Here is a 21,721-nt window from a genome sequence, read left to right as displayed (position 1 = left end):
GTGACTCCGGTCTCTCGTACAGAAGCACACCGCGTATTTGCCGATTTGTATCGTAAAGCACGTACACCGGAACACCAACAGCTCATCGATGAAGCCATTTTAAAATCAAACGATGTTTTTATACGCATTGATCTCATCCGCAAAGTAGATGAGGACTATGAAGCCAAAAACAAACCGAAAAAAGACGATGGCCGGGATCGTGGTCTTCCAGAAAGGGAACAACAAAGAAGGGAAAATCCAAAGCCCTACGTAACATCTACTCCAGATCAAAAACCAAAGCGTTCTAGTGATCTTGTTACAATTGATAGTGCTAAACAGAAACAAAACCCCGCAAAAAAAAGAGTCATCGAACCAAGGCAAGGTGGTGGACTTCTAGCTGGTCTTTTTGGTGGGGGTGCGGGGAGCGTAAACAACTCTATCAGCAAATTTGGAAGAGATACGGGAACCATAGATATTGGTCTTTTTGGCCGTAACCCTACCATTTCCAATAATGTGGAAAAACTTTTCCGAGGAATGAAAGAAGATGTTCTTATTCCTACCATTCAAGCCCTTCGTGTTTCCGAACAACAAGGTTGGAGGATTTGGACTCCCCTTGTTTACAATATCATCAATAACTTTAATAAGTTCTATAATGCCTTTGCCTCTTTAGATGCACTCATTTTGGACAAAATTTCTGCGGATATCTTTTTGGAACGTTCCTTAAAAATGCAGATGTTTTATGTGCGTTTTCTACAAAGAAATGATGCCAGTGACATCATCCTTTCCAACCTCCCAGATATTGTTAAAATGGATGAAAAACTCACTCCCAAACTCAGCAAAATTATGGAGGGAGTTGGTTACGCATTAAATCTGGAGAACACAAAACCCAAGTTATCCGAAGCAATCACTGCATTTTATATTGTAGCAAAGAAAAAAATGTTCACTTGGCCAGAGATTGTTGCGGACTTAAGAGTTCCTGCCATCCAAGAGCATAAATTCCAAGCTGCTAGGGAAATTCAAAAAGAAGTAGAGATCACTGTTGCAAAACTTTCCGACGATATCAACACCAGATCCTTCAAAAAAGAAGAATTGCAAAATCTTAGATCTCGGTATTTTGCCATTGATGACAAAGGAAAGATTAGTTTTGATTTTTTGAATGTGGTTGTTGATGACTTTATGGCCCACCATATGCCAGAATCAGCAAAAAGCCAAACAGTAAAAAATAGCTACAAATCCCAACCACATCGACTTGTATATTTATTACTTCGTGATTTACAAAACGTTTACATCAACTTGATCGAAGGTTACATGCGTCTTGGCGACAAAAACCAAAACCAAGAACTACTTCTAATCCAACCTGGACTTTTTCGAAATGAAATTGACCAACTCAATTCTCTTGTTCGGACCATTGATAATTTTAATAAAAAATTCCCGAGTTTCCAATATAGTTTCCAACAGTATGGAATGGACTATAGCACAGGTAATGCGGCCAATGACCAAATTGCAGGAACCATAGTTCAGGCATTACAAGAGGCTTCCGAATTTTTTGGAAGTTTTGCAGGCAAACTCAATATCATTGTAGAAAACCATTTGATGGCAAAAGTCACTGAATCCAAAGGCAAAACAAATGATAAAATCGCATCCACAAAAGACAAAGTCATTGAAGAAGTAAAAATCGCCCAAAGATTCATTCCTCATTTTGATAAATCCGTAGTTGCTAAAGAAAGAATCAACGGAATGAAGGTAGAGGATGTTTTTATCCAATTTACAAGGTATTTATACAATTATGCTGTAATCTTCAAGGATCCAGCAACCACATCCAAACTCACCGCACATCGCAAAATTGAGCAAGAGCTGATCAAATTAAATAAAGAATACGAAAGACTCACCTACTCCAGTTTTCACAAAGAAGAAGGAAATTCCGAATCTTCCGAAAACAAAGAAAACTCGGATCCATTGGATCTTTCCGATGCGGACGGAGAATCATGAGAGTCCTCACCGGTCTTCAACCCTCAGGAAAACTCCACTTAGGTAACTATTTTTCTGCGATCAAAAAAATCTTGGACTACCAATCCACAGAAGACTTATTTCTTTTTATAGCAAACCTACACGCACTCACAACATTCCGATCCAAAGAAGAATTAAAGAGTTTTACAATGGAATGTGCGATCGACTTACTCGCGCTAGGCGTCGATCCTCAAAAATCTGTATTTTGGGTTCAAAGTGACGTACCCGAAGTCACAGAACTTACTTGGTATTTATCGCAGTCCATTACTGTTTCTCAATTACAATTGGCTCATTCCTTTAAGGACAAAGTAGCGAAAGGTTTTGTTCCGGGTGCAGGACTTTTTACCTATCCCATCCTTATGGCAAGTGACATCTTACTTTTTTCCGCAGAAAAAGTCCCCGTGGGAAAAGACCAAAAACAACATTTAGAATTTTCTCGGGATATTGCCGAAAGATTCAATGCACAGTTTGGACCCGTGCTTACCATTCCAGAACCAGATATCGATGAAAATACGGCCACTGTCCCTGGTGTGGATGGTGCGAAGATGTCCAAATCTTACAAAAACACAATCGACTTCTTTGGAACTGAAAAAGAGATCAAAAAGCAAGTAATGTCCATTGTGAGCGATTCGAAAGCAGTCGAAGAGCCGAAAGACCCAGAAACATCTGTTATCTTCCAAATCCATTCACTCTTCCTAACATCCGCAGAAAAATCGGTACAAATGGAAAAATACAAACAAGGGGGAGCGGGTTACGGAGATCTAAAAAAAGATCTTTTGGATTCCATTCTAGGTCATTTTGCACCCTACCGTGTCAAACGAGAAGAACTTACACGAAATTTAGATTATGTGCACCAAGTCCTAAAAGAAGGAAAAGAAAAAGCCAAAAAGGTGGCAGAAAAAAAATTGGAAGATGTTAGAAAGACCTTAGGCATTTATCCTTTTTAATTTCTAAAGAACCAAAGTTCCCCATTTTTCACCTAATCCTGTATGAAACAGGAGATCTATCTTCTTCCTAGGGCCGATTTCAGTTGGTTCTGTTTGGGGATTTGTGGGACGGCCTTTCTTCTAAAACTGGGACTTAACGTACCGGGCTTTCATTCACTCCTACTTTTTACCTCTCTCCTGTTCCTCGTTTCATATACCTTCCTCCCGCCACTCCTCTCGCATAACATTGATAAAAAGGTTTATCTTTTTCTTTTAGCTTCGATTCTATTTTTAGTATTTGCCAACGTCCACTCAGGACCTAGCGTAAAAACCATCCATCCCCTCTTTCGCTCTTACTTAGAAACCCAATTCAAAAAATCTCCCCTCTCTAAGTTTGAATCAAGAATTGTTATGGGTTTTGTCACAGGATCCACAAAGGAAATTCCTGGAAGTTTCAAAGATATTGCAAAAGAATCAGGGATCCTTCATTTGTTTGCGGCCTCCGGTCTTCATTTGGGAATTTTCATTGGTTCCTTACAATTTTTGGGTAACCTTTGTTTTCGAAAAAGAAAATGGATCTCACTTATACTTTCGTTAGGTGTTGGTTTTCTCTATTTGGCGGCTCTCGACTTTCCTGTTTCTTTTTTACGAGCTTATCTCTTTGTATTTTTATCTCTCATAGCATCACTATTTTATAGAAAAATTGGGCCATCAGACTTACTAACGATCTCTTCGGGTTGTATTGCATTTTTTCTCTTTTATGATTTTCTAAGCATAGGATTTTTATTATCTTTTGGTGCTGTGTTTGGAATTTTTTTTCTAAAACCGATTTTTGATCAGATACTTTTTCCCAAATCCAAATCTTTTTTTAAAGAAAACTTTCATCTAACACTCGCTTGTTCCATTTGTAGTTTTCCCGTTTTAGTTTATTACTTTCGGTCCTTTTCCTATGGAGGGATTTGGATCAATTTCCTTTTGGTTCCTATGGCAGGAATCCTTCTTCCCACACTTTATTTGAGTATTTTTCTCCAGTCCCTCGTCCCAGAATTTTTAGTGGATATACTCTCTCCTTGGATTTGGGTTCCCGCAACGTTTGAGTTATCCATTTTCTTAAAAATTTTCCAGGTTTTGTGTGATTTGGGTAGAGGGTATAAAACTTGGGCAACGACTCCCGAAACCCTATTTTTTATTTCAATCTTCCTTAGCTTTGTTTATACATTTTATCCGAAACTTCATTTTATAAAACATCCCTTAGTTAAAACTGCTCTCTACTTTCTTCCGACTTTGTTTTTGATTGTTTCCTATTTTCTTCCGACAACAAATCTCCCGACACTCCAAACAAAACTCCGAAAAGGAAATTTATCAATTCGATACGGCGAACATCTCTATATTTTTGGAACTTGTTATTCGAAAGGACTCACAGAGCTGACTCCAGGCCATCCACCTCCAAAATTCATTTCCTTTGAATCGGAATCTTGTCTCCGAAGAATTTTATCTTCCATGAAAAAATACAATATAACGGATGTTTATTGGCATGGAACAGAGAAGTCCCTAGATTGGATTTCTAAATTCCAACTTCCCATAAAACCCAAAGAAAGAGAGATCCTTGGCGCGGAAATGAATCCACTTTTTTCCATTATCCGGTTTGATGGGAATCCGAAGGAGGTGGATCGGTTTTTAAAACAAACCAAACAGGCAGATAAGTCGAGAACCAACCCAAATTGGAAGGGAATTCTTCTTTTGGACTTCCCTCCTTGGAAAAAAAAGGAAGCGAAAGAATGGATCCAATACCAAAAACTACTTGGGATTTCTACTGCCTGGAAAATGATACTCGTTGAGGAAACTTTTGAAATCCCCTTACGCGACCATCTCCAATATACAAACCTTCTTTGAATCCAAAGGAATCCGAGCGCAGAAGAAATTTGGCCAAAACTTCCTCATCGACCAAAACATAGTGAATTTCATAGTCAATTCCACCGAACCTTTGCTACATGAAGAATCAACTGTGCTTGCAGAAATTGGAATAGGACTCGGGACTTTAACCTATCCCGTCCTAGGCCTCGATAAAAAAACTTATCTATTCGAAATCGACAACGCTTACATCCAATTGACTAAAGAAGAAATTTTACCAAAGTTTCCAAGAGCAATTCTTTATGAAGGGGATGCATTAGACAACCTCTTCCATATCTATAATGAAAAAGTATTTGTATTTGGAAATTTGCCTTACCACCTAACCACAGAAATCATCAATACCTTGGTCATCCATTGTCGCAATTTCCAAGGTGGGATTTTTATGGTGCAAAAGGAATTCGCCGAACGCCTTGTGAAAGAAACCTCTTCCTTATCTGTTTTCCTTTCTGCGTTTTGTGAAGTGAAGTATTTGAAAACCGTTCATAAAAACTGTTTTTTCCCCATCCCCAAAATCCATTCCGCCCTCATCCTACTTAGTCCCAAAAAAGAAACCAAACAGAACCAATGGAAACTCACGACCGACCGCGAGGTAGAACTTTGGTCGCGAATGCTTCGTACGCTTTTTTGGGGGAAACGAAAACAAATCCAAGTGAGCCTTCGCGAATCTCCCTTTTCTGAGGATCCGGATTTTCGGGAGGCATTGGGAAAAGCCATCCAATCAGCGGGGGTTCCGCCTACGGCAAGGCCTGAAGAATTGAACCGTGAACAATTTCTGACTTTGGGTCAACATTTACTTGACTATTTGTCAAAATGATGTCAAATTTACTCCGCTATGTTCGAGAATTTTACACCTCCGCCCATTGTCACCTATGCCATCCCCGTATTCTTCCTCCTGATTGGAATCGAAGTCTACATTGGTTATCGTAAAAACAAAGCCCTCTACCGGTTAAACGATTCCATTGCCGACCTAAGCACAGGAATCATTTCCCAGATCTGGGGACTTTTCCAAAAGGGAATTGGACTCTTTGCTTATTTCTATATTTACGAACACTTTCGATTTTTTGAATTTGCCATGACAAACCCTTGGGCTTGGATCCTTTGCATTGTGGGTCAAGACTTCTGTTATTACTGGTCCCACCGTTTAGCTCACGAAGTGAACATTCTCTGGGCAGGACATGTCATCCACCACCACAGCGAAGAATACAATTTGGTTGTGGCTCTGAGACAAACCGGACTCGGTGGAATTGTGACCTGGATTTTCTATGTTCCTTTGGCTCTCATTGGATTCCACCCTTGGATGTATCTGGCCAGTGGACAATTGAACCTTATCTACCAATTTTGGGTGCATACCAAAGCTGTGGGTAAAATTGGAAAGATTGGAGAATACATTTTATCCACCCCTTCCCACCACCGGGTCCATCATGCAATCAATCCGATCTATATTGATAAAAACCATGGCGGAATCTTTATCCTTTTTGATCGGATGTTTGGCACATTCCGAGAAGAAACAGAGCCTTGTGTTTATGGAACAGTCAAACCACTCAAAAGTTTCAATCCGGTCTATGCCAATATCCATTACTATTGGGAGCTTTTGAAACAAGCGGCAAGTGCCCCCTATTTCTTAGATAAAATTCGAGTCTTTTTCAAACCACCGGGTTGGTATCCGAGAGAAGGAAACAAACCATCCGGGTTTTTACCGATCCCCGAAGTCAGCCCACAGAGTTTTCATAAGTACGATCCAAAACCTCCCTCCGAAGTGAGAACGTACACCACCACTTGGTTTGTTTTGGTTCTTCTTTTGTCCTTTTCCTTTCTCCTTTTTGTGGCAAAGTTCTCTCTCATCTCGCAAGTGCTCGTGACTCTTTGGGTGACCTTCTCTCTTGTGGCAATCAATGCCCTGATTGAAGGGAAATCTTGGGCAGGTGCGATGGAGATCGGACGTCTTCTTTTTGGTTTTCTCGTAATTGCCTACTTTGATGTGGGTTGGGCCTACTACGCGATCGGTATTGTTTGCCTTCTTGTGGCAGGAATTTACCTCTACCGAACCAATGGCCGAAAAGCTCAGGCTGCCTGAACTAAGTTTTCACAAAGAAAACAAATGATTCACTTCCTTCTTACCAGAATCCCTTCCGGTAAGAAGGTTTTTCCCCTTCCCGGCGTCATTCTGGTCGATAAATTTCCGTTCATCTCCTACTAAACACTGTTCCCTAATCATTTTATGTTTAGAAAAACGAGTGACCTGAAAACCAGTCTCAGTGTTATGTCACATAAATGCCATGTTTGGGGCGGATTTCCCGACCGTTCGCCTTGACCAGATGAGTGGCCGTGAGAATTTGGCATTGCACCATAGTTTATGAGGCAAAATGAGATGAAGCGAAACCGTAGTTACTATATCATTCTAGTCTTAATCCTATTCGTAGTGACCTACTCAGCCTATGCGGCCTACCAAAAGCAAAAAAATGGTCCCGTATTTTTGGACAACCATGTCTTCCAGCGTTACAATGAACAATGGGGCCTTTGGGTAGACCTAAATGCCGAGAAAAAAAGCCTTCTCGAGAAAGCATCCGAGTTTGGAATCCTCGCCCAAGAGGTGATGGAAATCAACCAACTGAAAGAAGCAGATCTGGGACGTTTGAAACGCTCCATTTTCTTTCCTTATTCCGCAGAATACATGCGGGGCCTCCAAGAAAAAGAACTCTTCCGCGAAACCGTGGAATCTCCCATCGACCAATTCATCTGGCCCGTCCTTCCTAATAACAAATCTAGAATTTCTTCTCGAATTGGAAGGCGTTGGAACACCTGGCACACGGGTCTCGACATCGCCATTCCGAAAAAATCCATCGTCCTTGCTGCCGCCGACGGTGTGGTCGAAGAAGCGGGCCGAGGTGGTGACTATGGGCTTGCGGTCAAAATTTACCACCATGACATGAACCACTTCCATACTGTTTACGGACACAACCAAGAGTTACTCGTAAAACCAGGAGATGTGGTAAGAAAAGGGCAAATCATTGCCTTTTCTGGAAACACAGGAAAGTCCACGGGGCCCCATGTCCATTTCGAAGTCCGATTTCATAATGTGTATTTAAATCCTGAAAACTTTCTCACTCCCTACGAAGAAGGAGTTGCCACAAGCATAGTCGGATTTGCAGACTAAGTATTAGTGACTAACCTGACAAAGAACAGTTGGACGGACGAAATTTACGACCGTCTGACAACCATCATACCGAAAAAACCAGGCATCGCCTGTTTTGATTTTGATAACACTCTCATTCGCAACGATTTTGGTGAAAAGATCATGGAAGAACTCCTCCATGATGGACTTATCTATGTTCCCAAAGACTTATCTGATTTTTTTCGTGATAAAGAAATTTGGAAAGATCATACAGCGATCAATACAGCCGAAAAAGAACGTTTGATTTGGGAAGAGTATTCCTACCAGTTAAAAGAATACGGAATCGAAAGAGGATACCGTTGGACAAGTTTTATCTTCCAAGGCATGAACCAAGAAGAATACTACGAAGTGTCTCGCCGGGCTTGGGAAAGAGTGAACATTCCCGATAGAGATTCCGGTGTGTTTCCCCAAGTGGAAATGAAAGACTTAATCGCTTATTTATACCATCATGATTGGACTGTGTACATTGTGACCGCATCTCCGGAACCAGGAATTGCCGCCATTGCCCACCTTTTTCCAGTGGAGGAATCCAAAGTCATTGGAATGAGACAAGTGTTAGGTGAAAATGGGAAGTTCACACACCAACTGATTGAACCTTATACTTATGGGGAAGGAAAAGTAAAAGCCATCGAAGAAAGAGTGGGAGTATATCCCGACCTGGCCTTTGGAGATTCCTTTAATGATTTTCCTATGCTTTGCCGAGCCAAACAAATGGCTGTTGCCATCAACCGGGACAATCCAGAGTTTGCCTCTGCCTGTTCTGCAAAAGGAATTTATATCCAACCTTACTTTGTTTACCAACCCGTAGCCAGATGAACCGACTTTATTTAGTATCCAATTCCATTGGAAATGATGCCGACATTCCTCCTCGCACCAAAACCTTGTTAGAGGAAGCCGACTGGATCCTGGGAGAAGAACAGAGAACCACTTCTACTTTTTTAAAGAAGTTAGGAATCGCAAAACCCTTTGACCTTTTGAACGAACACTCGTCGCGTAAGGATATGGATGAAATCGCAATGAAGCTTGCGACCACCAAACGAACCTGTCTCATTTCTGATTCAGGAAGCCCTGGTCTCGAAGATCCAGGCAAATGGCTTGTTCCTCTCGCTTGGGAGATGGGTGTAGAAGTTCGTTCTGCCCCAGGCCCCACGGCCCTCATTGCCGCCCTCACGAGTTCCGGGTTTGCCACCTCCCCCTTTCTTTTTTTGGGTTTTTTGCCGAGAGAGGAAAAGGAAAGAGAGAGAACTCTCAAACAATACATTGGACTTGGTGTCACCATCGCCTTTTATGAAACAGCTTACCGGACCAAACACTGTCTGGAAACCTTGGCAAAAATCCTTCCTGGTGACCGCCAGATTTTCCTTGCCCTCGGAATCTCCATGGCAAACGAAACAAGCTTTCGAGGTTCGGCAAAAGAGATCCATAAAAAGTTTCCCCCTGGCCTCAAACTCCCACCGGTCTTTGTGATTGAAGATAAAAAAGAAAGGCCGAAACGTTAGTTTGTTGACAGTACCTCTGTTATATTGGACGCTTGGACAATGGTAAGTAAAGTAGAGCAACCGACTGACGGAATTGAACAATTGATTTCAGAATCTGGCGATTATATAACAGATGTCGTCAAAGAGAATCTGAAACTCATCCGTCATACGAAAGGTTTTTCTTTGGACAAACTCGCAAACCGCTGTGGTGTGAGCCGAGCGATGTTATCGCAAATCGAACAAGGGAAATCGGTTCCCACAATTTCTGTTTTATGGAAGATTGCAAACGGACTCAACGTTCCCTTTTCCGAACTCCTCAAAGAAAAAAACCAAGATGGAATTCATATCCTCAAAGTAGAAAACTCCAAAGTCCTCTACTCCAATTCCAAAGTCTTTGCAAGCCGTGCACTTTTTCCTTTTCTCGGGAACCGCAAAACAGAGTTCTATGAGCTCATCTTAAAACCTGGTGGACATGAAGTTGCCGAACCACACAAAACAGGAACCACAGAAAATTTGGTTGTTGTCTCCGGCAAACTACGGTTACGCGTTGGTGAAAAGGTTGTGGAACTAGAACCAAAAGATTCTGTATTTTTTAAAGCTGATGTTTCGCATGAGTATTCCAATCCCACTGACCAAGAAACACTAATGTATCTGGTTATGGACTATACGGATGAAATAGGTTAAGATTGGAATACAGAGAACTCAAAGTCAATCTACCCAAAGAACTATCTGACAGTTTTTACGAACTGTTGGATACACTCCAATGTGCCGGTTACTATGAAATTCTATTTGATGGGGAAGCTCCCAAAGAAAAAGACCAAGGCCTAATCCGTGACAATACCAACATTCGTATTTATTTACAAACAGATGAGATCGATAAAGAACTTAAGATCCTTATATTTTTAAAAATCCACGCACCCGATAATTCCAATACAGAATCACGTAATATAGAAACTCGTGATTACGAAGAAGCTTATAAAGAATACTACAAACCATTTCCCATTGGAAAAAAACTTTGGGTGATTCCCACTTGGGAAAAAAACGAACAAGAAACCATAAACCTTTGGAAACCAAATGGTGGAATTCCTTTGTTTATCAATCCTGGCGTTGCCTTTGGAACAGGCCACCACGAGACCACCAAATTGATATTAGAACATTTGGATGATTTATATGATAGAGGAGAGTTTCCATTTTTATCTGCTTGTGATGTAGGAACTGGTTCAGGAATTCTTTCCATCGGTCTTGCAAAATTTGGTGTCTCCAAAATTTTTGCTTTGGACATTGATCCCAATGCAGTGAAGGCCGCTTGGTCCAATTGGACTGAAAACGAATACCCTAAGGGATTTCAATTCAGTGTAGAAGAATCAGGAATTGATAATCCCAAGTTATCCAACACAAAGTATGATTTAGCGATTGCGAATATCACTTTTGCGGTATTATCACAAAACATTCGTCATCTGGCAAAAATTGAAGCACCAAGAATTATTTTTTCGGGAATCATTACTGACAAAAAAGACCAGTTCCTCGGTTTATTGCAAAGTCATTTGCCAGGAAAACTCCTCTACTCCAAAGAATGGAACGAGTGGTGGGTTTTGGACTGGTTACGCAATTAGTCCTTATTTAGATATTTAATCAAACTGACCTGATTCCCTCGATCGTTGTATTCAATCCGATCGAATACAGATTTTGTCATAAGAATCCCACGACCATGCTGTTGATGAGCATCATTCATTTCATCGATCGATTTCTCCATATGTTTTTTATGGTCAAAACCTCGCCCCTCATCTGTGATACGATAAGCCACAAATTCTCTTGTAAATGAATATTCAATTTTTACTCTCTTTTGGCTATACCGCGGGTCTTCTTGCCTTTTTTGCAAAAACTCTAAATAATTCCCTTCCATAAGAGCCTTGGATTTTTCACCAAAACTGATATTTAAATTTCCATGTTCGACTGCATTGATAATAATCTCTCGAACAGAAGATCTAACTTCCGTTTGTTCTATATTAGAAAGATATTTGGAAAGTTGGGAGGTGATTTTTTGCGATACAAGTTCCGCATTGCGCAGATAGTTATTCATTGAAAGTTCAATCTTTTCGGATTCAATGAGTTGGATGATTGTGTCTTCATATTGTGAAGACATAGTCGCAAGAACTTCCCTAGTTTCATCGAAGTCAATGTATTGTAATCTACAATACATCTCTTTTGGTTCCTTTACATATTTCTGTTCAAACTCAGTCTTGAAATTAATAATGGAACCCGTCATTTTTAAATCCGTTAGTTTGTCATTTACATACATGACATTATAGTCCGAACTTTGATCGCGACCAGTGTATAGAAAATCCGTGATTTTTTTGCCCCGAAGATCATCCAATCGAAAACCCATATGTTTTGATAAAGCTCTGTTTGCATTGATCACTTCGAAATTTTCGTTCATCATCAAAATCACTTCATCCGAACCTTGGAAAATTTCTCTAAACCGTTTTTCCGATTCTTCGATTTTTAATTTAGCATGAGAAAGTTCTCTGATATGATCCCTAAGGCTCCTCGTGAGAAAGTTGATTCGATCAGCAAGCCCCAGTGATAACAAAATGGTTTGTAAGGCAGTTCCAATTTGGATAGTCCAACGAGTGACTTGGTTGTCTGGTAAAAAACCCAAACTCTTTAAAGAATACAAAAGAACACCTAAAAGAAAAAAAGACCAAGAGATTAAATAATAACGGGCAGGTCGTACATTGGTAAGGTAAGTGGAGGCTCCGCTAAACACCATGATAAGAGCTGTAGGAACCGTCAGTAAAATACTGATTACCATAGCTGTACGGTAACTTAAAAAAAACGTAACCCCAGAAAACAAAAACAAAAATCCTACCCAAATCCACATCAATTTGGAAATCTTTGGTAAATGTTTTTTTAAACTGAGATAGTTGTTGGTAAAAGAGATTCCCGTTATACAAGAGACACAAATAAAGAACGGAAGCGAATAGTTTCCCCAAAAAGTCCAATTGGGCCAAAGATACTGAAAAGCAAAACCGTTATTAATTAGATGAAAGAAAAAAATGGAACTAATAAAAAACAAATAAAATAGATAACTTTTTTCGTAAGTAAAGATATAAATAAAAAAGTTATACGCAATCATTACAAATAAAATTCCGTAAAATATACCGAAAATTATTTGTTCTCTGTTTAACTGATCATAAAATTTACGTTCGGTCCATATAGCAAGAGTTAAAGGGATTGTGGATTCCGACTGAATTCGTAAATAGTAAGTTGCAGAAACACCTGCTGGAGTTTCTAAAGGAAACACAGGATTTCTGTAATCCAAATTTCTTTCTGAAAAGGGATGGTTGTCGCCTAATGTACAGATTAAGGCTTTTGGAAGAGAATTTCCGTAAATCTGGATCTCATCCAGAAGAGGAAAATCAAAAACCAAATTCCACCGTATCAAATTTTCGGTAGGATTTTTGATTTGGACACGAATCCAAAACCGAGATTTTGAAAAACCTAAATTCGGAGAGGATATTTTTTGAAATTGTGAATCCAAAGATCCACTAATGATATTTGTTTCTGAAAAAGTTTGGTCTTTGTCTTCTAAAACAAGAACCTCCTGCCAGATAGGTTTTCCCAAGATTTCGGAACTGAGAGGGATGGCAGATTCCGAGAACAAAACTCCAGGCAAAACCAAGAGTAAGATAAGAAAGAAATATTTTACATGGCGGAAAAACAAAGCTGTGATCTCCCAATTCGCTTAAAAAGACAAAGATACTAGATTGTATTTTTCTAATTTTTCTAGCCTTTTTTGTTTCCAATGCTAAAATAGGGGAAAGTTCTATGAATCGAAAAAGTTTCCTACAAAAGATGAGCACTGTTACCTTAGGGGCAGGGTTCGTATTTCCTAAAAAATCATTCGGACAATCCACAACAATTACGAGTGCCGAAACCAAACCAAAGTCTAGTGGTGGAAAAAAGGCGATTGTCCTTGGCGGTGGGCTTTCGGGTCTTTACTCGGCATATCTCTTAAAACAAACCGGATATGATGTCACCGTCATCGAACGTGGGGACAAACTTGGTGGTCGAATTGCGACTTACGAAAATCCAGAACTTGGAATCTTACAAGATTTAGGTGGTGAATGGATCGGTGAAGGCCAATCAGATATCAAAAGTTTAGTGAAACAATTAAACTTGGACTTGGTATCTTCTAATGTTGCTGATCGATTTTCGCTTCAAAAATCAAATAGCGATCTATTAAAAATTTCTCCTGCATCCATTGAGACCTTAGACAAAGTCATTGAACTCCATAAATCTTTAGGTACTACCCAAAAACAAGGTTTAGACAAAATTAACTTTTCGTCTTACGCCCGTTATCAAGGTTTAACTGAAGAAGAAATTCGTTCTATGAACGATCTTTACCGAGTGATCCTTGGTGCCGACCTCAACCAAATTTCAAGCGAATCCGTATTAGATGATCTTTCTGCTTTACAATCGGCCCTCAAACCCAAATTCCAAGTGCGAGGAGGAGCAGAACGAATCATTAAAGAACTAGCAAATTCTCTTCGCAACCAAGAAATTCTATTAGGAGAAACTGTAACCAAAGTTTCTCAACAAAAAAACCAAGTCACTATCGACTTATCCTCTGGAAGGTCAGTGAAAGGAAGTTTGGTGATTTGTTCCCTTCCGGCCGCCGCAGTCCTTGATATCAAATGGACACCAGGCCTACCGAAAGATTTGATTTACTCCGCTTTACGGATGCAAACAGGAAAAATTTCTAAAAACTTAAGTTTGGTAAAAACCAAAGAGTCTTTATCAAAATTCTTTCTTTCAACAAACACAGCCGCAGAAACCTTATATGTTTCCGAATCTGCCATTGGAACGAACGTAACTGCCGTTACATCAATTTCCACAGGGGATAGAGCTTCTTTATTTGAAAAAGGAAGTGATCGTCAGAAAAAAAATCTTATGATATCCTCCTTGGAAGAAGTTGGTGATTTGGACTTGATACTCGAGTCCCCCTTTGTTTTCCATAGTTTCCAAAAAACCACGGGACGAGCCGGATTTGTTTCTCTATTTCCACCGGGAAGTTTCGGTATTAAAGATGTTTGGACAGAACCTTTCGAAAGAGTATTTTTCGCAGGAGAACATTTAGCATTCCATACAGGTAGTATGGATTCTGCCGTTGCCTCTGCAATCCAAGCTGTTAGTAAAACTTAAGTCTATGTACTTTTTAATCCGAAGAGAAACCGAAAAGGTTTTATCTTCCGGATTAAAAATTCATACAAAAGAAAGCTAAACCCTAAAACTACAAGGATATGGGAAATAAATTTCACCCATATCCCCCATTCCATTTCTCTCACCCAATAAGCATAAAACAAAGAGATGGGATGGTGGACTAAATAAATAGGAAGGCTTGCTTCAATCAAATAGGATCCGACCTTTCCACCTTTGTTCCCCAAGACTTGAAAAATCGACACAAGGAAACTCGTCCACAAAAAGGGAGATAGAACCCATAAAAAAATATGTAAGGCTCTTACCCAACCATTCACATACTGAAAGTAAATCCAAAGTGGATCTTCAATTTCCAATTCCTTAAAAACTAAAGAAATAAATACCGCCCAAACAAATACAGCTAATGTTTTATTCCTGGAATGGTCTATGGGTGTAAGAATACTCCTCCAATGAAAACATAAAACTCCCGAAAGAAAAAAGGAAAACTGAAATATAAAAGTAAGTTTATATATCCCGTAATAGGATTCTCCTTTAGAAACTTGCGTATGACATAGAAAAACAAAAATAAAACAAAAACTAATAAGTGTTATATATTTAAAAACCCCTTTAGGTATTTGATTCCAAAGTTTAGTAGTAAAAAAAGATTTTGGGATCAAACTATACAAGATACTAAAACAAAACAAATCAATAAGAAACCATATATGAGAGTGTTGGAAATGATCCTTGGTAAAAAAATATTCCAAAAAAGACAAAAGTTCTAACTGCGGAGTTTTGATCCGTTCTGTAAGGTAATATTGAATGGGAGCCAAAAAAATAAGTCCAAAAATGGTTGGTATGAGAACTCGTTTAAACCTTGCTTCCAAATAAAAACTTCTTCCCTTTTTTTCCCAGACCATCGCAGAAAAAAAACCGGAAATCATATAAAACATGGGCATACGATAACTATGAATCCAATAACAAAAATAAGAAAGGGCCTCACTGCGGTCCTCGTCTTGAATCGCATATTTAATGTCTGTGGCATATACAATCGCCGCATGGAATACAATTCCGAGTAAAAGTGCAAAAGATCTTAAATTGTCTAGGTAAACCAGTCTTCCCATTCCTCCATCTTTTTCTTGACGAAAGGAAAAAAACAGATTTTTTTAAATTATGACGGGAACTCCCTCCGATTCATTTTTTTCCGATGTCAGCGATGAAGAAATTGCTCGGGAAAGAAGGAAAGCTAAAGAACTAAAAAACAGTGCCTGGTGGAAAAACAAACGTTCTTCCGGCATTTGCCATTACTGCGGAAAAAAGTTCAAAGTGGACGAGATTACAATGGACCACCTAATCCCTCTTATTCGAGGAGGGAAATCAGTAAAAGCTAATTTAGTTCCCGCTTGTAAAGAGTGTAATTTTAAGAAAAAACATAGCCTTCCTTTTGAGAAGGAGTTCTTCTCCTAATGGACATGAAGGATTTAGGATTCCAAGGAGATGATTTCCTTCCTAGTCGTGCCGCTGAAGAAATCGATCTCGTAGATGAGAAAGGCAACAGTTACCAATGGGAAGTGTTTTATTCCTTTTCACAAATGGGAAATGACTATCTCGTTTTTCTTCCGGCAACAGAACAAGAGTTCCAATTTGTAAATGTGGAGATGGATGATCCAGATTCGGATGTACCTGGATACATTGTGATGCGAATTGGACAAGATGAGTCAGGGGAAGAAATTCTAGAAGAAATCTTAGATGAGGACGAATTAGAGGAAATTCGCGAATATGTAGAAGACGAAATCGGACTTTTGGGGCAATTTCTTAACCGGGAGGAATGACAAGAGTTTCCCCTTTACTTACCACTTCCGATTTTTGATTGGTCCAAACAATTTTCATTCTTACAGCTTTAAGCCGCTCCACTTTTTCGACAACCTCCACCAAACATGTGATTGTATCTCCAAAATAAACTGGTTTTCTGAATTTGGTTGTGGTTTCCAAAGCAACAGTTCCAAGGCCAGGTAATTTCATTCCAAGGACTGGTGCAAGAAGTGATGCAGCAAGTCCCCCGTGAGCAATCCTTGTTCCGAAACTTGTGGTTTTTGCATACTCTTCATCTACATGTAGAGGATTAAAATCTCCACTAATACCAGCAAACAAATACACATCGGTTTCGGTGATTGTTTTGGTAAAAGATGCGGAATCCCCAATTTGAATTTCTAAAAAACTTTTACCCTTTTGATACATTCGAATCGTCCTTAGGAATTACTTTTTTGGGTGAAAAGGCAAAATGATAAAACACACCTTCGTTTGGTGCAGAAGAACATTCCACCTCACGACCGTTCATTTGGCTGCATAAGGAAAATATAACGGACAAACCGATTGACTCAGCCTTTTTATAGTTTAGTCCGGGCGGGAAACCAATTCCGTTGTCTCTGTATTTTAATTCGTAATTGAGTTTATCAGTAACAATAAAATCAATTTTTATCAAAGCATCCGGTTTTCCCTTAGCAAATGCATGTCGAAAACTATTGGTTAACATTTCTGTGATCATAAGCCCCATAGGGATCGCATCCACAATGTTAAATTCTAATTGTTGCACATCCAATTCAATAAGGATATCAGTCCTCATATACATTAGTTTTATATTTTCCACAAGACTTGTGATATAATCTACAGAACTAAGACCTGATAAATTTTTACTACTATATAGTTTTTCATGAACTAGTGCAATCGCCTTGATGCGAACAATACTTTGTTCCAAAATATCTGCCGTTTCTGGTGGAGAAGAATAAACCTGGAGTTGCAAAAAAGAAATAACAACTGCTAAATTATTTTTTACTCGGTGATGGACTTCAGTGAGTAAGGTTTCGTTTTCCCTTAAAGATCGTTCCAGTTTGGACTGGTTTTCCATATAACTGGTCATATCCGTAATGACCGCAACTGCCTTGTTCGCACTTCCCTCTTTGGTGGGAATAAAAAGTCGATGTTCCAAAGCCCATTTGATTTTCCCGTCCAACATACGGACTCGATACAATAGACCCGTATGATTTTCCCGTAATTGATTCATCCAAATATTGGTCATTCTGTCCCTATCTGCTTCGTGGACCCGTTCGATAAGAAGTTCAGGATGAATGAGGATTTCTTTGGTGGGAATATCGAAAAGTCGGGAGACTTGTTCGCTTAAAAAATCAATTTTCCAAGTATCTAAATTGAATACGATGACAGCATCTTCGATCCGCTCCAAAATGACTTGGAAAAGTTGGTCAGACTCGAACTTTGCAAATAACACTCGTTTTTGTCTTTGTAACTCCCGAACCAAAAGAACAAAGATAATCGCTGCGGATACAGTAACAAATCCCCATCCTTTTAGGCTTTGGATTTCCCGAATGTCATCTGGAGATTCGAATATTAGTGAAATCGCATAATCTGAAAAATAAATCCAGATATAGCCGAATAACAAATATAAAAATGCTATTCGGCCTGCAGCTTTCATTGGTTACAAAAGTTCCTGAAGCGACTGGAAACGAGTTTGAACAGTTTCTTCAATGGAATTGCCCAATTGAGAATAATGCTCCCACAATCGAGTCAGTTCAGAAGGAACATAGTTGGAAAGTCTAGTAAATGACATAAGATACTTCCCCACAAGATAATACGAAAGTAACTTTCGATCCATCAATTTTTCATCGAAAGAATAGTATTCTGTAGATTTATGTAAATCAATTTCTGACAAAGAAAGAATCACAAAAATGGACAAAACGTCTGCAAAAGCAAATTCTACCGATTGTAACTTTTTACGGTTAGGTTCAGCATCCATGGCAAGGATGATAGCAAAGAGTACATTTTGAATTTTGTCGGTGAGTGTTGACTCTTCTTCTAATTTTGCGAATTCTTTTTGAAACTTCTCTTTTCCTGAATATAAGGAAGAAATGATCGACCTTTGAATTTCACTTGTCCCACCGCCGATCGTTCCTAATTTCACATCGCGGTAAAATCGTTCCACAGCGTATTCCTTCATATATCCATACCCACCAAACAACTGTACGGAATCCTTAGCAACGTCCTCGGCAATTTCCGATGTGATAAGTTTCCCCAAACTACTTTCTAATGGAGAAGGGACTCCTCGGTCTTTTCTTTCAGCTACCCAATAAATTAATCTTCTGGCTGCTTGTATGTATACCCAGTTACGAACGAGAATATCACGCATTCCATAAAAACTAGAAATAGGTTTTCCGAATTGAACTCGTTCATTGGCATACCGAAGGCCTTTACGAAAACAAAACTCCATAGCACCAGCAAGGCCGGCGACAAATACAGTTCTTTCCCATTCCAAAGTTTCTTTACCAATTCGCATAAAACCAGTATTCAAAGGACCAAGAAGATTTTCTTTTGGAATCATCATATCTTCAAACACAAGTTCGGCGGTCATTGAAGTATGGTGACCCAATTTCTTTAAAACCTTACTTACTTTAAAGCCAGGTGTATTACTTTCTACAATGAAAGCAGAGATCCCCATTGGCCCTCTTCCTTTTTCGGAAGTTCTCGCCATAACAATAAACACCTGACCTACGGGACCATTGGTGATGTACATTTTGGTTCCGTTTAATTTCCATCCGCCGGCAACTTCTTCAGCTTTCGTTAATAGAGAGGCAGCATCAGATCCAGAAGCAGGTTCTGTTAATGCAAATCCAGCAATCCATTCTCCCGTAGAAAGTTTAGGAAGGTATTTGGATTTTTGTTCTTTGGTTCCTTGGAAGATTATGGGCATAGTGCCTATCACCAAATGCGCAACCCACGAAAGTCCCATCCCCCCATCCAAACATCCTGATGCAAAAGCATCCGTTGCAATCGAACATTGCAAACAACTAGCTTCCTCACCACCGTATTCCGATGGGATGGTAAGTCCAGTGAGGCCGGCTTTACTGAATTCTTTCCATAATTCGTCTGACCAAATTTCTTTTTCATCCCTTTCTTCTGCAGAGGGAAACACTTTGCCTTCCGAAAATTGGAAGACTGTATTGTAAAAACTTCTTTCCTCCTCATTTAGATAAGGGTTCAGTTTCGGGTGTATCATTGGTAAATTCCTTCTATTTGTTTTGAGAATACATCCGAAATGACATTTCGCTTCATTTTTAAAGTTCTTGTCATTTCAGTATCGGGATCAAAGGGACGAGATACCACATAGAAATTGTTAGCTGGTACCATCTCAAAACCTTTGAATCCGTTTTCTCGAGATATAATGCGTGAAATCTCGGCTCGGTATAATTCCCGAACCTTGGGATGGGAATTCCATTCCCCTGCTTTTTCCTTGGAAATCCCTGGAATTTTAGCTTCCACTGCTTCGAAGTTAGGAACTATCAGTGCTCCAAGAGTTTTTTTATCATGTCCGACCACCATCACTTGATCAATGAAGGCGGAAGTAAGAAGTTTGTCTTCTATGGGGATGGGTTCTACGTTTTCTCCACCGATCAGAGCAATGGTATCTTTGGAACGACCCGCAAATACCAATTCATTTCTATGAGAGATCATCATAAGATCTCCCGTATCAAAAAATCCTTCTGCATCAAAAACTACTTGGTTTAATTCCGGACGTTTGTAATAACCTTTAAGGATTTGTTTGGATTTGATCCAAAGAGTTCCCTTCGCACCGACAGATGTCACCACCTTACCTGCATCATCCTTCAAACGAATTTGATAACCATCGATAGGAATTCCCACAGTACCTTTGGTTGGTTTGGTGTTGGAACGAATGGAAACAACGGCAGACGTTTCTGTCATCCCATACCCTTCTAAAACTTTAAGTCCAATCGCAGATAAAAAACCATCCACTACACTGGGGAGGGCCGATCCTGCCGATATACAAATACGGATCTTACCGCCTAACGCCTTATGTATGGCAGAAAAGATTTTGATGCTTATTAGTTTCAAAGGAGAAAGTAAAGTCAAAATGACAAACGCATAGGTTCTTTTGACGAGAGAAACGAAGATATTTGGTTTTTTGATTTCGAATTCAAATCCAAAACACATGGCATAGTAATGGGCCCAGGTAGATCCTACTTTCAAAAAGAAATGGAATAATTTTTCTTTAAATCCACCTTCTTTAGCAACTTTGGCAATGATTCCATTATAAACCGATTCCCAAATCCGAGGAACGGAAGGGAAAATGGTCGGACGGAAGTCCCTTAGGTCATCTTTTAAGGATGACATATTCGAAACTAAAAAATCGATCCCAAGAAAAATTCCAGCGTATTCAATGGCTCTTTCAAATGCATGCCAGGGGGGAAGTAAACTTACGGCATTGTCGTTCGAATTCATATCCAAACGGGAAATTGTATTCTGGATGGCGGTGATCCAACCTTTTTGAGACAACATCACACCTTTTGGATTACCCGTAGTTCCTGAAGTATAAATCAAAGTGGCAAGGGCATCCGGATCAGTTTGTTTGATCCTAGCTTCTAACGTTTGTTTGTCGTCACGGTTCCATCTATCTTTTCCTTTTTTTACGATGGAAAGGATAGAATTTTCACCTTCATACAATTCCCCTTGGTCTGTTTCTAGAATAAAAATTTGTTTTAAATGGGGAAGATCACCTAACAGGTCATCGATGCGTTTTTTATCCTTTGGTTTTTGGACCACAAGGTATTTGGCTTCCGAATGGTTTAGGATATAAAGAATCTCTTCCCGAACAATGTCTGTTCCCCTGGGAACCACAACTGCTCCAGAAGTGAGGATGGCCATATCGGTGCGAAGCCAATTGACAGTGGCATCGCAAAAAAAACCAATTCGGTCGCCCACCTCGATACCAAGATCGATAAAACCCAAAGTCAAGTGGTCGACAAACTGTTTCAAATCTCCAAAACTGATCCCAGGGAATTCAGTAGCCGATTTTCTCTTCCGAAAGGAAACTTTGTTTGGAAGGGTTTCTGCAACTTGGGCCAATGCTTGGTAGAGGTTTTCGTAGTTTTGGATCATGGGGTTTTGCCTTTTCGTATGGATTCTTTACAGAAATGTAGGATGGATAAAAAACCACTGTTCGTTTTTTGCAAGTTTTTTCTTTTTTT

At 39.6% G+C, this 21,721-nt stretch carries 19 protein-coding genes; 13 read left to right on the top strand and 6 right to left on the bottom strand.

Annotated features, from left to right (window positions below; genetic code table 11):
• The 10 genes from JWG40_RS15800 (at position 1) to JWG40_RS15755 (ending at position 11,086) form a co-directional block, all read left to right on the top strand.
• The gene (locus JWG40_RS15800) at positions 1–1,968 is read left to right on the top strand and encodes a hypothetical protein (RefSeq protein WP_205286745.1); all 1,968 of its coding nucleotides are present in this window, start codon (positions 1–3) and stop codon (positions 1,966–1,968) included.
• Entirely contained in the window at positions 1,965–2,933 is a 969-nt protein-coding gene (gene trpS / locus JWG40_RS15795) for a tryptophan--tRNA ligase (RefSeq protein ID WP_205286744.1), read from the top strand. The genes JWG40_RS15800 and trpS overlap by 4 nt, the downstream gene beginning before the upstream one ends.
• Positions 2,934–2,975: 42 nt before the next feature.
• Entirely contained in the window at positions 2,976–4,805 is a 1,830-nt protein-coding gene (locus JWG40_RS15790; protein WP_205286743.1) for a ComEC/Rec2 family competence protein, read from the top strand.
• Positions 4,759–5,637, top strand: coding sequence for a 16S rRNA (adenine(1518)-N(6)/adenine(1519)-N(6))-dimethyltransferase RsmA (rsmA, locus tag JWG40_RS15785; protein WP_205286742.1), 879 nt, complete (start codon positions 4,759–4,761; stop codon positions 5,635–5,637). The genes JWG40_RS15790 and rsmA overlap by 47 nt, the downstream gene beginning before the upstream one ends.
• 18 nt (positions 5,638–5,655) lie before the next feature.
• Positions 5,656–6,897 (top strand): sterol desaturase family protein, encoded by a 1,242-nt coding sequence (locus JWG40_RS15780; RefSeq protein WP_205286741.1) that lies wholly within the window; start codon positions 5,656–5,658, stop codon positions 6,895–6,897.
• 294 nt (positions 6,898–7,191) lie between these two features.
• On the top strand, positions 7,192–7,977 hold the full coding sequence (locus tag JWG40_RS15775) for a M23 family metallopeptidase (RefSeq protein WP_135658870.1): 786 nt from the start codon (positions 7,192–7,194) through the stop codon (positions 7,975–7,977).
• A gap of 6 nt (positions 7,978–7,983) precedes the next feature.
• A complete protein-coding gene (locus tag JWG40_RS15770) occupies positions 7,984–8,811 on the top strand; it encodes an HAD family hydrolase (RefSeq protein WP_205286740.1) in 828 nt (275 codons plus the stop codon).
• Complete coding sequence (gene rsmI, locus JWG40_RS15765; protein ID WP_205286739.1) at positions 8,808–9,494, top strand: 16S rRNA (cytidine(1402)-2'-O)-methyltransferase; 687 nt, start codon at positions 8,808–8,810, stop codon at positions 9,492–9,494. Before JWG40_RS15770 ends, rsmI begins: the two co-directional genes overlap by 4 nt.
• A gap of 39 nt (positions 9,495–9,533) precedes the next feature.
• The gene (locus JWG40_RS15760; RefSeq protein ID WP_205286738.1) at positions 9,534–10,157 is read left to right on the top strand and encodes a helix-turn-helix domain-containing protein; all 624 of its coding nucleotides are present in this window, start codon (positions 9,534–9,536) and stop codon (positions 10,155–10,157) included.
• A 2-nt stretch (positions 10,158–10,159) separates the two neighbouring features.
• Positions 10,160–11,086, top strand: coding sequence for a 50S ribosomal protein L11 methyltransferase (locus tag JWG40_RS15755; RefSeq protein ID WP_205286737.1), 927 nt, complete (start codon positions 10,160–10,162; stop codon positions 11,084–11,086).
• Here JWG40_RS15755 and JWG40_RS15750 read toward each other — a convergent pair.
• Positions 11,083–13,197 (bottom strand): 7TM diverse intracellular signaling domain-containing protein, encoded by a 2,115-nt coding sequence (locus JWG40_RS15750; protein ID WP_205286736.1) that lies wholly within the window; start codon positions 13,195–13,197, stop codon positions 11,083–11,085. The two genes, JWG40_RS15755 and JWG40_RS15750, sit on opposite strands and share 4 nt — an antisense overlap.
• A 104-nt stretch (positions 13,198–13,301) precedes the next feature.
• Between JWG40_RS15750 and JWG40_RS15745 the strand changes: the two genes are divergently transcribed.
• Entirely contained in the window at positions 13,302–14,678 is a 1,377-nt protein-coding gene (locus tag JWG40_RS15745) for a flavin monoamine oxidase family protein (protein WP_205286735.1), read from the top strand.
• A 2-nt stretch (positions 14,679–14,680) separates the two neighbouring features.
• Here the strand turns inward: JWG40_RS15745 and JWG40_RS15740 are convergent, their stop codons facing one another.
• Positions 14,681–15,793: an acyltransferase family protein gene (locus tag JWG40_RS15740; RefSeq protein WP_205286734.1), complete on the bottom strand. Its 1,113-nt coding sequence runs from the start codon at positions 15,791–15,793 to the stop codon at positions 14,681–14,683.
• A 49-nt stretch (positions 15,794–15,842) separates the two neighbouring features.
• Between JWG40_RS15740 and JWG40_RS15735 the strand changes: the two genes are divergently transcribed.
• Together JWG40_RS15735 and JWG40_RS15730 are read left to right on the top strand one after the other, a co-directional pair.
• Positions 15,843–16,136: an HNH endonuclease gene (locus JWG40_RS15735; protein ID WP_205286733.1), complete on the top strand. Its 294-nt coding sequence runs from the start codon at positions 15,843–15,845 to the stop codon at positions 16,134–16,136.
• The gene (locus JWG40_RS15730; RefSeq protein ID WP_205286732.1) at positions 16,136–16,501 is read left to right on the top strand and encodes a DUF1292 domain-containing protein; all 366 of its coding nucleotides are present in this window, start codon (positions 16,136–16,138) and stop codon (positions 16,499–16,501) included. Before JWG40_RS15735 ends, JWG40_RS15730 begins: the two co-directional genes overlap by 1 nt.
• Here JWG40_RS15730 and JWG40_RS15725 read toward each other — a convergent pair.
• The 4 genes from JWG40_RS15725 to JWG40_RS15710 are packed head-to-tail and all read right to left on the bottom strand — an operon-like array spanning position 16,485 to position 21,632.
• Positions 16,485–16,907 carry a MaoC family dehydratase gene (locus JWG40_RS15725; RefSeq protein ID WP_135658853.1) on the bottom strand — a complete coding sequence of 141 codons (423 nt, stop codon included), beginning with the start codon at positions 16,905–16,907 and terminating at the stop codon, positions 16,485–16,487. The genes JWG40_RS15730 and JWG40_RS15725 overlap by 17 nt on opposite strands.
• On the bottom strand, positions 16,891–18,156 hold the full coding sequence (locus JWG40_RS15720; protein WP_205286731.1) for a sensor histidine kinase: 1,266 nt from the start codon (positions 18,154–18,156) through the stop codon (positions 16,891–16,893). The genes JWG40_RS15725 and JWG40_RS15720 overlap by 17 nt, the downstream gene beginning before the upstream one ends.
• Positions 18,157–18,159: 3 nt before the next feature.
• The gene (locus tag JWG40_RS15715) at positions 18,160–19,734 is read right to left on the bottom strand and encodes an acyl-CoA dehydrogenase family protein (protein ID WP_205286730.1); all 1,575 of its coding nucleotides are present in this window, start codon (positions 19,732–19,734) and stop codon (positions 18,160–18,162) included.
• Entirely contained in the window at positions 19,731–21,632 is a 1,902-nt protein-coding gene (locus JWG40_RS15710) for an AMP-dependent synthetase/ligase (protein WP_205286729.1), read from the bottom strand. The genes JWG40_RS15715 and JWG40_RS15710 overlap by 4 nt, the downstream gene beginning before the upstream one ends.
• Between the last annotated feature and the right edge of the window lie 89 nt (positions 21,633–21,721).

The organism is Leptospira abararensis (assembly GCF_016918735.1).
GTDB lineage: Bacteria > Spirochaetota > Leptospiria > Leptospirales > Leptospiraceae > Leptospira_A > Leptospira_A abararensis.
The sequence above is the reverse complement of the archived record's forward strand: the minus strand, read 5'-3'. Positions and strand labels throughout refer to the sequence as shown.

What these genes read in the sequence shown, in the direction of transcription:
- JWG40_RS15740 (WP_205286734.1), bottom strand. Translation starts at nt 15,793, where the DNA reads ATGGGAAGACTGGTTTACCTAGACAATTTAAGATCTTTTGCACTTTTA.
- JWG40_RS15790 (WP_205286743.1), top strand. Translation starts at nt 2,976, where the DNA reads ATGAAACAGGAGATCTATCTTCTTCCTAGGGCCGATTTCAGTTGGTTC.
- JWG40_RS15725 (WP_135658853.1), bottom strand. Translation starts at nt 16,907, where the DNA reads ATGTATCAAAAGGGTAAAAGTTTTTTAGAAATTCAAATTGGGGATTCC.
- JWG40_RS15735 (WP_205286733.1), top strand. Translation starts at nt 15,843, where the DNA reads ATGACGGGAACTCCCTCCGATTCATTTTTTTCCGATGTCAGCGATGAA.
- JWG40_RS15710 (WP_205286729.1), bottom strand. Translation starts at nt 21,632, where the DNA reads ATGATCCAAAACTACGAAAACCTCTACCAAGCATTGGCCCAAGTTGCA.
- JWG40_RS15745 (WP_205286735.1), top strand. Translation starts at nt 13,302, where the DNA reads ATGAATCGAAAAAGTTTCCTACAAAAGATGAGCACTGTTACCTTAGGG.
- JWG40_RS15730 (WP_205286732.1), top strand. Translation starts at nt 16,136, where the DNA reads ATGGACATGAAGGATTTAGGATTCCAAGGAGATGATTTCCTTCCTAGT.
- JWG40_RS15775 (WP_135658870.1), top strand. Translation starts at nt 7,192, where the DNA reads ATGAAGCGAAACCGTAGTTACTATATCATTCTAGTCTTAATCCTATTC.
- JWG40_RS15780 (WP_205286741.1), top strand. Translation starts at nt 5,656, where the DNA reads ATGTTCGAGAATTTTACACCTCCGCCCATTGTCACCTATGCCATCCCC.
- rsmI (WP_205286739.1), top strand. Translation starts at nt 8,808, where the DNA reads ATGAACCGACTTTATTTAGTATCCAATTCCATTGGAAATGATGCCGAC.
- JWG40_RS15760 (WP_205286738.1), top strand. Translation starts at nt 9,534, where the DNA reads ATGGTAAGTAAAGTAGAGCAACCGACTGACGGAATTGAACAATTGATT.
- JWG40_RS15715 (WP_205286730.1), bottom strand. Translation starts at nt 19,734, where the DNA reads ATGATACACCCGAAACTGAACCCTTATCTAAATGAGGAGGAAAGAAGT.
- trpS (WP_205286744.1), top strand. Translation starts at nt 1,965, where the DNA reads ATGAGAGTCCTCACCGGTCTTCAACCCTCAGGAAAACTCCACTTAGGT.
- JWG40_RS15720 (WP_205286731.1), bottom strand. Translation starts at nt 18,156, where the DNA reads ATGAAAGCTGCAGGCCGAATAGCATTTTTATATTTGTTATTCGGCTAT.